10 protein-coding genes are annotated in these 12,613 nt (G+C 42.7%); 6 read left to right on the top strand and 4 right to left on the bottom strand.

Annotated features, from left to right (window positions below):
• The first annotated feature begins 268 nt into the window (after nt 1-268).
• The 5 genes from ACN6KS_RS07770 (at nt 269) to ACN6KS_RS07790 (ending at nt 7,555) form a co-directional block, all read left to right on the top strand.
• A complete protein-coding gene (locus ACN6KS_RS07770; protein ID WP_094870569.1) occupies nt 269-2,446 on the top strand; it encodes a methyl-accepting chemotaxis protein in 2,178 nt (725 codons plus the stop codon).
• A gap of 162 nt (nt 2,447-2,608) precedes the next feature.
• A complete protein-coding gene (locus tag ACN6KS_RS07775) occupies nt 2,609-4,489 on the top strand; it encodes a cache domain-containing sensor histidine kinase (RefSeq protein ID WP_440961732.1) in 1,881 nt (626 codons plus the stop codon).
• A 22-nt stretch (nt 4,490-4,511) separates the two neighbouring features.
• A complete protein-coding gene (locus ACN6KS_RS07780; protein ID WP_094870571.1) occupies nt 4,512-5,819 on the top strand; it encodes an ABC transporter substrate-binding protein in 1,308 nt (435 codons plus the stop codon).
• 45 nt (nt 5,820-5,864) lie between these two features.
• Nucleotides 5,865-6,929 (top strand): LacI family DNA-binding transcriptional regulator, encoded by a 1,065-nt coding sequence (locus tag ACN6KS_RS07785; protein WP_440961733.1) that lies wholly within the window; start codon nt 5,865-5,867, stop codon nt 6,927-6,929.
• A gap of 65 nt (nt 6,930-6,994) precedes the next feature.
• Nucleotides 6,995-7,555, top strand: coding sequence for a GNAT family N-acetyltransferase (locus tag ACN6KS_RS07790; RefSeq protein ID WP_440961734.1), 561 nt, complete (start codon nt 6,995-6,997; stop codon nt 7,553-7,555).
• Here the strand turns inward: ACN6KS_RS07790 and ACN6KS_RS07795 are convergent.
• From ACN6KS_RS07795 to ACN6KS_RS07810, 4 genes are all read right to left on the bottom strand, one after another.
• Nucleotides 7,442-7,681, bottom strand: a complete 240-nt coding sequence (locus tag ACN6KS_RS07795; protein WP_373455820.1) for a manganese catalase family protein — start codon at nt 7,679-7,681, stop codon at nt 7,442-7,444. The two genes, ACN6KS_RS07790 and ACN6KS_RS07795, sit on opposite strands and share 114 nt — an antisense overlap.
• A gap of 207 nt (nt 7,682-7,888) precedes the next feature.
• Nucleotides 7,889-9,061, bottom strand: a complete 1,173-nt coding sequence (locus ACN6KS_RS07800; protein WP_440961735.1) for a glycoside hydrolase family 130 protein — start codon at nt 9,059-9,061, stop codon at nt 7,889-7,891.
• Nucleotides 9,061-10,275: an AGE family epimerase/isomerase gene (locus tag ACN6KS_RS07805; RefSeq protein ID WP_440961736.1), complete on the bottom strand. Its 1,215-nt coding sequence runs from the start codon at nt 10,273-10,275 to the stop codon at nt 9,061-9,063. Before ACN6KS_RS07805 ends, ACN6KS_RS07800 begins: the two co-directional genes overlap by 1 nt.
• A 22-nt stretch (nt 10,276-10,297) precedes the next feature.
• Nucleotides 10,298-11,248, bottom strand: coding sequence for a glycoside hydrolase family 113 (locus ACN6KS_RS07810; RefSeq protein ID WP_440961737.1), 951 nt, complete (start codon nt 11,246-11,248; stop codon nt 10,298-10,300).
• Nucleotides 11,249-11,544: 296 nt separating this feature from the next.
• Here ACN6KS_RS07810 and ACN6KS_RS07815 point away from each other — a divergent pair, with 296 nt between their 5' ends.
• Nucleotides 11,545-12,324: a response regulator transcription factor gene (locus ACN6KS_RS07815; protein WP_440961738.1), complete on the top strand. Its 780-nt coding sequence runs from the start codon at nt 11,545-11,547 to the stop codon at nt 12,322-12,324.
• Nucleotides 12,325-12,613: the final 289 nt, after the last annotated feature.

Genomic DNA, 12,613 nt, shown 5'->3' on the forward strand with positions numbered 1-12,613 from the left:
ACAAAGCTAACAATAAGTTATATATATTAGTAACTAACAAATAAATCCAAGCAGGAGGGTAGAACGAAGGGAGTTTTTTTGTCGAAACATACATAGGTTAAAAGTTATAAAAAAAGTATAGTAAAGCTAAGAAAAAAGGCCTAATAAACCGATATATAATATAGTTAGCGCTTTCATATGTCCTCTAATATTAGCGGGTAGATGATCATGATGGGGATCCTGATCAAGATAGTATTAGTGAATAGCATAAAGAGAGAAGGTTAGAGAGATGAAGAAGAACAATAAAAAATCTGTAAATGCACAGGGCAATGAAGTAGGGACAGGAAAGACATCAAAGTTAGAGGCTAAGAAAATGATGTTGGGTTGGGGAAGCCAAATCAAGAGAGTTAATCCTATCCAATCCGTAGGAGTGAAGTTATTTCTAATATTCCTATGTTCCACTGTAATTGTAGTTATGTCACTTGGACTTATATCTTATTCGAAGGCGAAAACAACGATAAAGAATAATGTATCCGAAGCCTATCGTCAGACTATTATCCAGACTGCTGAGAAGCTGGATATTACCTTGAAACAGTATGAGAACTTGGCATTACAGCTTTATTTTGATGCGCAAATGCAAACAGATCTGAAGGCTTTGTCTACTGCACAAACAGCTTACGAGAAATTTGAAGCAACAAGTGCAATAAGTAAGAAATTGTCCAGTCAGACGACAACTGATTCTAATATTATCAGTGTCTCTTTGATTCCAGAGACACCTGAGCAGGATATCGTTACTAGTGGTAGTGCTGGCATTAGTCTTGACGGATTACGTGAACAAGAATGGTACAAGAAGATTGTAGCCGACACCAAAGAGTATAATTCATATTATTCGGACGGTGACAAAGGCGGTGCGAAGAACATTTGGTTCTCCACTTCTATTCAAGGAAATGAAGATAAGGAGATCGCTATGGTAAGATCCCTTAAAAATTTGGGATCAGAAAAAGGATACATAATCATGCTTGTGTTGAAAAACACACTGCTGGAGGAATCTTTTGCAAGTGTGAAGCTGGGAGATGGCTCCCGTATTCAACTAGTATCTCCTGAAGGTACAGTTGTAGCTTCTTCTAATTCGGTAGATGATGGTAAACCATCGGAGTTTTCTTTTATTAAAGAGAGTAAGAAAAATAACAGTAGCCTAGAAGCTAAAGATCCAAATGGAAAAGAAATTCTGGCAGTCTTTAATCCGATGATACGGGCGGATTGGAAGCTATCAGGCGTAGTGCCTACAGACGAGTTAGTGAAGGAAGCCCGTCCGATTCTGTTGACGACGTTCATTACGGCTGCTGGTGCGGCACTGCTTGCAATATTGATCGGGATTTGGATGGTTCGTATGATCGCTCAGCCTCTGGCACGATTGAAGAATCTTATGGTTCAAGGTGCAAGCGGGGATTTGAGTGTACGTACAGAATATGTGTCTAAGGATGAGATTGGACAACTTTCAGCCTCCTTTAACTTGATGATGGAGCGTATTACTGAGCTTGTATCGCAAACTAGAGAAACTGCTCGAGATGTGCTAGAGACCGCTGGCGAGCTTGGAGAAGCTTCGCGTAAGACGGCTATATCCGCGAAGGAGATAGCAGCCGCTACGGAAGAAATCGCTGGAGGAGCAGGCAGTCTGGCACTTGAAGCTGAACGTGGTAATGAGCTTACAGACGTGATAGCTACGCAAATGCAGACCGTGATTAATGCCAACAGTGAGATGGATGAGGCCGCACGCGGGGTTGGAGAAGCCAGCGCTCAAGGTGCCAAGCAATTAACGGATTTACTGGAACAGACTAGCCGTACTGGGGAAAAGACAGGTGCGCTTGTAGAACGAGTTAACAATTTGAAAGAAACAGTATTCTCTGTGATTAAGGTGCTGGATGTGATGAAGAGTATCACACAGCAGACGAATATTTTGTCATTAAATGCGACGATAGAAGCTGCACGTGCAGGCGAAGCTGGCAAGGGCTTTATGGTGGTAGCCGGTGAGGTAAGACAGCTTGCCGACCAATCGAAGCAGTCTATTGCTCTAGTAGCCGGAATCACCGACAAGATCATAACGGAAATGAACGAAACGGAAGCTGTATTATCTGAAGTGGCTCCTCTCTTTAAAGAGCAAATAAGCTCAGTGAAGAACACGAGCGATATCTTTGTATCGGTAAAAGGACAGATGGATGAGTTCATTACTAGTCTGGAATCGGTGACAACAGCGATCAGTAGCTTGAATCATTCACAGGTTGTATTGTCGGAAGCAATGGGTAACGTAAGTGCTGTAGCTGAGCAATCATCAGCGACTTCCGAAGAAGTGGCTTCACTCAGTAATGAACAGCAAAGTGTAAGTGATCAACTTGTTTCATTGTCAGGTAAGCTGGAAAGTGCTTCAGGACAGTTAAAGGATAAATTGTCATTATTCACGATAAAATAACTGGATCTAACTAATTTTTTTATGATTTACATAACAAAACCGCTTCTTCGTTATGAGGAAGCGGTTTTGTTATTGTGTAAAGAAGGACTTCCCCGTATAATAATTTTGTTAGGTAAATAATAATAACAAGTTAGGTAAAAAAGGGTTAAGGAGAAGGACCGTATGAAAGGTAAACGCATCTTTGGCTGGTGGTCCGTTATCGGGGACATGAGTATGGAACGCAAGCTGCTCCTCGTCTTTTTAATAATTATTACCCTTCCGCTTACCTTCATTAGTGTGTTTACTTATAAGAGTTATTCAGAATCTATACAGGGCAACACCATTGCTTATTCTGAGAAGTTAATCGATCAAATGATGGATGGAGTAGATGATTATATCGAAGATATGAAGCGTATTTCATCTATGCCAGCCTATGTGAACGATATTAAACAAAATTTAATTCGTTCAAACCAATACCATGAGCAGAAAGAGATCATGGGTGGCGAATCAGGCAGTGCTACATTGTTACCCGGAGATTTTGATTTACTGTTGTCCATTCAACGGGGCATAGAAGGCAACATTTCATTTATTAACAATATTAAACGAGGCGCGAACACGGTTTATATTTTTGACGCGTATGGAAATGGGTATTATTCTGCCAAAGATGGTGGAGTACGGCTCGACCTCGATCAAAGCTATAAGTATTGGAGTCAGCAGACGAAGGATTCCAGCGGAGAGGCACTTTTGTTTGGTACCCAATCATTTACGAGTAATTTGCAGAGCACTCGATATGCTTTTACCGTTGTTCGCAAAATCGTGGATGGTTTGTTAAATCCGATTGGGCTTATCGCGGTTGAAGCGAATATTAGCAATTTGGAGAATCGGGTTACGGAGCTGGATAAAGTAACGCATGGCAAATCTCTGATTGTTGATGAGATGGGGATGGTCGTGTACAACAGTGACAAAAAGCTTCTTGCCACGGATGTATCTGATTCAGAGCTATTCAAAAGGGCCGATGGGAAATCCGGAAGTTTCTATGATACAGTCAACGGAAAAGAATTTCTGAATATTTACTCAAGCTCTAGCAAGACCAATTGGAAGGCCATTATCTCTATTCCTGTGGATGTTCTGATGCGGGATGTGAAGGTAACCCGTAATGCAACGCTCGTTGCTACACTAAGTATCATTGTACTGGCGTTAATTATCTCCATTATCCTTTCCTTTGCACTCACTAAATCACTATCGCAGATGATTCAACTGATGAAAAAGGTTCAGGGCGGCGATCTAGAGGTGATGTTTAGGGTTAGACGGCGTGACGAGATTGGTCTGCTCGGGCATCAGTTTAATCGAATGCTGGCTCGGATCAGGCAGTTAATTCAGGATATCTACCGAATTGAAGAGCAGAAGAAGGAAGCGGAGCTTCATGCTCTGCAGAGTCAGATTAATCCTCATTTTATCTATAATACACTGGAGTCGATCCGAATGACCGCTGAGCTCAATGATGATATTGAAGCTGCGGATATGATCTCAATTTTAGGTAAACTGCTACGGTATAGTACAAGTGATTTGAGCGGCAAAACGACAATGAAGCAAGAGCTTGGATATGTACGGAATTATGTTGAGCTGCTGAACTGTCGTTACCCTAATCGTTTCGTACTCGAAATCGACGTGCCGAAGGAGCTAGATAATTACTCTATTATCAAGCTGGTCTTCCAGCCGATCATAGAGAATGCTGCTTATCATGGCTTGGATGATAATAAACCACAAATGCATTTAAGTATCCGTTGTGAGATGACTGAGCAAATGCTGTTCTTTCATATTAAAGACGATGGCTGTGGAATGGATAAGATCACTTTGGAGAGATTGAACGATGGGCTGCAGAAAGAAAGTCCTCCTAAGAAAAGTATCAATGGGGGGATTGGTATGAAAAATATACAGCAGCGAGTGCGTCTTCATTATGGAGCGGCTTTTGGAATTGAGGTATTTAGTGAGCTTGGACAAGGGACGGATGTTATTTTGTCGCTGCCGTTGCTGGAACCGGAAATGATTAGATTATCTGACTGAAATAAGAGGAGGCTGTCCGTTGATGGGGATGAGATTACACTGGACTACGCGTACCATACTGCTGCTTCTCTTTTTGTTATCGATAAGTGGCTGTGAGAACAACACCAAGCAGACGGAATCAACAGTGCCTCCAGTTGGAGATGAGGGGAAGTCTGACTTATCCGGCACCATAGTCATGATGACCAATCGAATAGATCTGATTGAGAACGGAACCTTTCAAGGGTACGCGGATCAATTCAAGCAAAAGTACCCCGAAGCGAATGTTGAATTTGAAGGTTTATCCAATTACGCAACGGACATTCTGGTAAGACTATCCACCAAGGACGCCGGAGATGTACTTTTGCTTCCTGTGAATCTTCCATCAAAGGAACTGGATTATTTTTTTGAACCGTTGGATGAAGAAACTTCGGCTAGTGAGCGCTTCACTTCTTATGCTACTTATGATGGTAAGCGATATGGGCTATCTACGGGAACTACCACGGTAGGGATTGTCTATAATAAAAGATCCTTCGAAAAAGCAGGAATTACCGCGGTTCCACAGACACTGGATCAATTCTACGAAGCTTGCGCTAAATTAAAAGAGGCTGGAATTATCCCGCTGTATATGAATTATGGAGCCGTCTGGCCACTACGTGAATGGGGAAATAGTCTGGTCAATTATATGACAGGCAACCCTGAGTATCTAAATAATATGGTAAATGAGGATAGTCCATGGCAGCTTGATAATGAGTGGGGGAAATCCATTTCCATTGCTCGAACCTTAATTGCTAAAGGTTATGTAGAGCATGAACTTTTCTCGAACAATTGGGAGATCTCTAAGACTAGACTCGCTAAAGGTCAAGCTGGCATGTATTTACTTGGAAATTGGGCGGTTGGTCAAGTGCTTGATATGGGGGCTTCACCAGATGATATCGGATTCTTCCCTTTTCCTTATGATAATAGTAGTACTCACTATGCGCCGATCAATCCAGACTGGTTCGTGGGTGTTAGCAAATACAGTAAGAATAAAGAGCTTGCTATGGCTTGGTTGAATTTTTTTGTAAAAGAGACTTCATATTCAGATGATTGGGGATTCCTTCCTGCTGATGGTAGTCTGAACCCTTTTATGCCGCAGTACCGTGAATTTTTATCTTATGAACCAAAGCTGGTTTATGGCACAGTACAAAGTGATGCGTTCATCGATCTGGCGAATGGAGCTAAGTTATCTTTTTGGTCCGGGGATTATATTCAGGAGTTACTTGCTGCGCCTGATTTACAAAAGTCTTTTGACGAATTAAATGCAAAATGGACGGAAGCGCGGGCAGGTACACAGGTAACTTCTCAGCCTTAACTTTAGTTCAACATTAATTTTAATACAATCTCTGGAGGGTTTAATATGGCTAAAAAAGTCACCATGCAAAAAATAGCTGATCATCTCGGTGTATCCAAATTTGTTGTCTCTAAGTCACTTTCTGGTAAAGCTGGCGTTAATGAGATGACCAGAGAACGAGTGATTCAAGCGGCTTCGCAGTTAGGCTATTTTACGCAAAAGAATGCTTTTGTCCAAGGTGTCAAGCGTACTCCTCCGGTAGGGGCCAGTGATCGGAATAAGCAATCTGTGCTTGTATTAATGCCGAATATCCGCTCGCAAACTCAGGATTCCTTGTATTGGGGGAAAATTGTGGACGGTATTGCCCTTGCGCTGGATCAAGAAGGACTTGGAATGGTGATCATCTCTGAGAATCGTGCGGATAATTTCGTGAATATCTTGAACCCAAGCGGGATTCTTGGTTTGGTAGGTGTGGGCGAAATCTCCACTTCTTTACTACTTGAGGTGCATCGCATCGGTCTGCCGATGGTGTTGATTGACCATGAAGATCCATTAATTCCAAGTGATACTGTATTCGCGAACAATGTGGATTCCATGGCTCGACTTACTAATCATTTGATGGGGACAGGCCATACACAAATGCATTTTATCGGGAATATTGGATTTTCACGCAGTTTCCGGGATCGGTGGATCGGCTTTCGGAGTGCCCTGGAGGAGAGTGGGATAAGACTGCCTTTGGAAGATGATGCGAATCTCTTTTTGGAAGGGGTGGAGGAAGAGGTATTCCAAGAGGATTTTAAAAATTGGGTGATGAAACGGAAAAAAGCTAATACACTCCCCACCGCCTTGGTCTGCGCCAATGACAAAACAGCACTTACGGTCAGTGATATCCTGAAGGCAGATGGTATTAATATTCCTGGGGATATCTCGGTTACGGGCTTTGATAATATTGAGGATGCCTCAAGAGGCGTTCCGCCGCTTACTACTGTGCATGTCCCTAAAGAAGCGATGGGCCGGGCGGCAGTGGAGAAACTGCTAAGTCGGATTGGGCACCCCTCTGCACCGCTGGAGAAAATCCTGATCGCAGCAGACATAGTGCATCGTGATTCTGTGGATATACCACGAGATTAGAAATTAGCCGATTAAAAATAATTGAACGCCATGAAATTATGGTTATGGTTAGGGGGAATTCAGTTATGTCAGAAGCAGTTGCAATACCAAAGATTGAGGGCGAGAATATTCATCTGCGTGGTGTAGAAGAGTCCGATCTGGAGGCCTATTACAAATTTTTACTTGATGAAGAGATGGGATGTCTAACAGGCTCGCAAGGAGAAATCTCACGCGAGCAAACTGCAGCCTGGATTCGTAAGATTAGTGTTCCAGCTGAAGATCGTGTGGATCTTATGATTATCGTCAAGGAAACGGATGAGCTTATTGGAGAAGTGGTGCTGAACGAAATGGATCCAGACAACCGTAGCGCAAACATTCGAATTGGGATTCGTAGTCATAAACATAGAGGGAAGGGGTACGGTACTGAAGCTATGACTCTAATGCTGCGATATGGCTTTGAAACTTTGAAGCTGCATCGTATTCATCTTGGGGTATATCCTTTTAATCCAAGAGCTGTTCATGTCTATGAGAAGCTAGGTTTCAAGCGCGATGGTGTGGAGCGGGATGCTCTTTATGTAGACGGAGAATTTCATAACATGATTCTGATGTCTATACTGGAAGATGAATATCGGGCTTTGTACAATTAAAAATTTGCTCGTCGACATTTCTCCGAACTTTCCGCCTAGCAGTTCTTGTACAGCGGCAGCAGCATTGGGATCTGGCTTCTTTACTTCAGGAATTTCGATCATGATCTCATCCATACGTTTGAACATTTATATCTCAGCCTCCTTCGAGTTAGGGGATTACTGAGCAATTTTGAGCTTCTTACCAAGCAATAGCGTCATCTGAGTCCGTAAGCTCCGGGGATGATGGATATACGATATAAGCAAGCCGCCAATGATCCCAAAAAACAGAACAGCGATCCTCCGATAACAGGAGAATCGTTGCTCTGTTGATTTTTATGGACTCTGAACTCTTACTTACAGCGCTAAATTACGATCAATGAGGGCGATGCGTTGCTGTACACAAGCATAAGAGCGAAGCGGGTCTTCTGGTGTGTTCAGTACATAATCTAACATTTGGTCAACGGTAGTTGTCGCTACATGGATGCGAGTGTCGGAGGAAGCGTAGTAGATATAAATCTCACCGTTATCGCGTGCAATCACACCATTACAGAATACGACGTTGGATACATCACCGACACGTTCCTCACCGTCTGGTGCGATGAAATGACCGCCTGGGGAATGGGTAACTTTGTTTGGCTCCTCCAAATCAGTTAAAAAGGCATAAAGCACGTATCTAAGCCCAGCAGCAGTGTTTCGCACACCATGAGCAATATGCAACCAGCCTTTTTCAGTTTTGATTGGAGCTGGACCTTGACCATTCTTAACTTCCTTGATGGTATGGTAATGGCGCTCATCCATGATGGTTTCACTCGTAATCACGGCAGCCTCAATCGAATCCGAGAGCCCCCAGCCAATTCCGCCACCGGAACCTGCATCAATAAAGCCATCCTGTGGGCGAGTGTAGAAGGCGTATTTTCCATCAACATATTCAGGATGGAGCACAACATTACGCTGCTGAGCTGACCCTGTTTGGAGATCGGCCAGACGTTCCCAGGTCTTCAGATCTTTTGTGCGAACAATACCACATTGGGCTACTGCGCTAGAAAGGTCACCGTGTGGGGCATCTGGATCTTTACGTTCTGTACAAAAAAGGCCATAAATCCAGCCATCTTCATGGCTTACAAGGCGCATGTCGTAAACGTTAATATCCGGAACATCTGTCTCGGGCAGCACGACTGGACGATCCCAGAAGCGGAAGCCATCCACACCATTATCACTTTCAGCTACAGCAAAAAAAGATTTACGGTCATTACCTTCCACGCGGGCAACAAGATAAAACTTACCGTTAAGTTCTATGGCACCAGGGTTGAAAACGCCGTTGACACCGATTCTTTCAGCGCAGTATGGATTGGTGTCAGGGTTGAAGTCGTAACGCCAGATTAGAGGAGCGTGCTCAGCGGTAAGCAGTGGATGAGTATAACGGTCATAAATACCGTTTCCATAAGGGAGCTTTTCATTGTTACGGGTGATCAGTGCCTCATAACGTTCTGTAAGTTGTTGTTTGCGTTCTTGAAATAATGATGACATTATACAGTCTCCTTTATAGTTGGTTTGATTCGTCCGATCATTTCAAAGCAGGCTCTGCTGTTATGATAAGGGCATTTCCAGGCACTAACCTTGGTTGCGTGAGGGAGAGGCAGATGCTTCTCGTCCACACCCCAGTACCATTCGCCTAATTTGTGATCCACCATATATTTATCAATAAAAGTCCAGGAGGCTTGGGCAGCCTCGTTAAATTTGCTGTTACCGGTCAGCTGATAAGCATTATAGAATCCGACAACCGCCTCCGCTTGCGGCCACCAATCTTTATCTTTGCTTAGCAATCCGCTCGGATCAGCTTCATTCCATATCCCGCCATCGGTATCTATACCTTCTGCAAGAACAGCTTCTGCCATGGAGATAGCGACAATTCGAACACGCTGTAGCAGCTTTTCTTCTCCAAGTATTTCTGCGGCTTCCACAAGCAGCCAGCTGCCTTCGATATCATGTCCATAGGAGATAATATCTGACTTAACATTCCAGGCCTCATCAAAGAAAAGATGAAAATGCTTGCCTTCGTTATCAATGATATGGTCCAGCATCGTTTCAATTAGCTCAGCCAGCGTGTTTTCCAGCTCCTCTGACTTCCATACTCGATAAAGTCCGGTATACGCTTCTAACACGTGTAGATGTGTGTTCATTGATTTTTTCTCATTCAAGTCCTTGCTGCTAAGGCTGAGGTTATCCGTGATTTGCCATTCCCGTGATAAAGCTTCAACATAACCTTTATAAATAGAATCATAGCCGTATTTCTCAACGAGCTGGAATATTTGAATGGCCTCATCTAATACCTCAGGCCGCCCAGTCGCGCGGTAGAATTCAGCCAATGCGTAGATAGCAAAAGCTTGGCCATAGATCTGTTTTTTCTCCTGTGAAGGTCTGCCCTCAGCATCCACCATCCAGTATAAACCGCCATATTCTTTATCGATGAAATGATCCATTAGATAGATATAAGCACGTTCTGCCATAACCAGATATTCTGTCTTGCCGTAGATTCGGTAAGCGCTCGCAAAGGACCAAAGAATACGTGCATTAAGCACAAGACTTTTCTCCGCGTCAGGTGTTATGTTTAGCTGATTGTCGATTTCACCAACAAAACCGCCATTGATTTCGTCCTTCGTCTGTTTCATCCAAAAACTAAGAATATTACCCTGTAGCTCATCCTCAAGCTGGGTCAACCATAATTCTGGTGAATTAATCATTGGTAAGTAGTCACTCCTCACATTACTTATTGATTTTCGAGGTGAAGTATTCTTTAATGATCCCAGCGGCTTGTTTGCCATACATACAATAATCATCATTCTGTTCTGCTTCATGAATTGGATAAAGATGAGTAGGCCAATCCCAAAGCATAAAGCCCTGAACCCAATCTCTGCGCTCACAGCCTTGAAACATTGCCTGATAGAATTTGCTTTGTTCTGCTTGACTTGGTTCACCCTTTAAGGTCCAATCATTAGGAATTGCCGCGCTCCCACTTCGGCTTGGGCAACCCGCCTCCATAAAAAAGAATGGCTTATTCTGCGATCTAACCACACTTTCGATCCGGTCGAGCTGAGCTTCCCAATCATTAGCTGGATAATATCCACTTGAAGAAATCACATCGAGCGCATCCCACCAGGTCACGTTATCCTCCTGATATTTATCGCAATTATAAGTGAGAATTCCTGAGTAAACCTTCCGAACCTCGGCAATAAGCGTGCGCCATTCGGCATCGCGTCTATCCGCTTGGACAAGCTCGCAGCCGATACAGAACATCTCACAACCCGATTCTTCAGCGATAGCAGCATAATGCAGAATAAATTTAGTATAAGAGCGGAACCATTCCGACCATTTAGGCTCACAAGGGACATCCTTATCGAAAAAGTTAATGTGAGCACGCCAAGTTCCGTCCGCACAATTAACAATCGGCTTAAGGCATACCTTAAGCTGCAGTGACTTTGCTTTACTGATGGCCTGTTTCACTTCTTCGTCAGTAACGGTTGGAGCCTCCCAATAGGGGATTTCCGTAGAATGAGCGGTTGATTGAAGTGCACTAAGTGCAATGGCTGTCCAGTTCGCCCCGGTGACTGAAGACATGAGTTCCATCGAACGTTCCGCTTCTTCTGTTGTCCAAGAACCACTTGTACCCGAGAAGCCCCAGGTTATGCCTGCAATGTATTCGTTGTTAAATACCATCGAGAATCCCACCTTACATGAAAATAGAAAAGATAATTATTATGTTAATTTGTTATATAGTTATTATTAATTTGTTAGTTTATAATAACAACTTAATTCAGTTATATACTTTTTCGGAGATGATTTCAAGGACAATTTATAGTGGCGGCTGGGAAATTAGAATAACTTTCGTTATAGTAAATGCAAGACTATAAAAGAGCGAAATCGTACATTGACTTAAGACATAGGAAGAATTCTATTCGTGATGATGGTGCAATCATAATAACTGGCAGATACAGCTGGAGGGAAGTGCTCAAATGATAAATGTTATGATTGCGGACGACGAGGAGGTCATTCGCAGGGGGCTCGAAAAAATCACATCCAGGATGGAGCTGAACGTACATGTAATTGGATCCTACGGTAACGGGTTGGAGGCCTGGGAGCATATTGAAAAGTTATCCCGAGCGGAAATAGATCTGCTTATTACAGATATAAAAATGCCTAGAATGGACGGCTTTATGCTTATTGAACAGGTTAGAGGTTATATGGAGGATTTACCTATTGCCGTTCTTAGCGGTTTTAGTGAATTTGAATATGCCCGCCGAGCCATCCGTCATGGGGTGATAGATTATTTACTAAAACCTATTGATAAGACTCAGCTATATGAATTGCTCAAAAGAGTAGAGGATACAAAGAAAAAGAGCGTTAAAGACCAGGAGGAGATCATCTCCCAAGCGGCGGATGGTGGAGAGCATTACGTAGTTGAACAGACTAAAAGCATACTGGAGAGGGAGTATGATCAGAACTTCGAACTTGAGCGTTTGGCGGAGACCGTCGGTATGAATGCGAGCTACCTTAGCCGGTTATTCAAAATAAAGACGGGGCAAACCATCACCGAATATCTAATTCAAATTCGAATTACTAAGGCGAAAGAATTGCTGATCGAGCATCCCGACCTAAAAAATTATGAAATTGCCGATAAGGTTGGCTATAGTGATCCGGTTTATTTTAATAAATTGTTCAAGAAAATGTGTGGGATGACACCTAAGGATTACAAAAGTGGCTGTAAATTACCGAAAATGGAACGTGAGGTTTAGTCCTATATAGGAAGCTATTATTTAGGAGAGCGATAAGCTCTCTTTTTTTGTGGTTATTTTCAATAAATTAGATAATAAAAACATCATAACAAAAACAAAAATAACAAATACAAGACCAGAAAAAGCAATTCAAACCATCGTTTTGCGTGAAAAATAGATCTATAATGGGTTTGTAAGCGATATCATCACTTTTTTTCAAGAGTATTTCTGTTAGTTTGATAATGGTAATTACTCTGTTAAATTAATGGTGATGATATAAGTTATTATTTTTGTTATTAAACCAAATTAG

It is taken from the genome of Paenibacillus nitricinens (assembly GCF_052056485.1).
GTDB classification, from domain to species: Bacteria; Bacillota; Bacilli; order Paenibacillales; family Paenibacillaceae; genus Paenibacillus_AQ; species Paenibacillus_AQ nitricinens.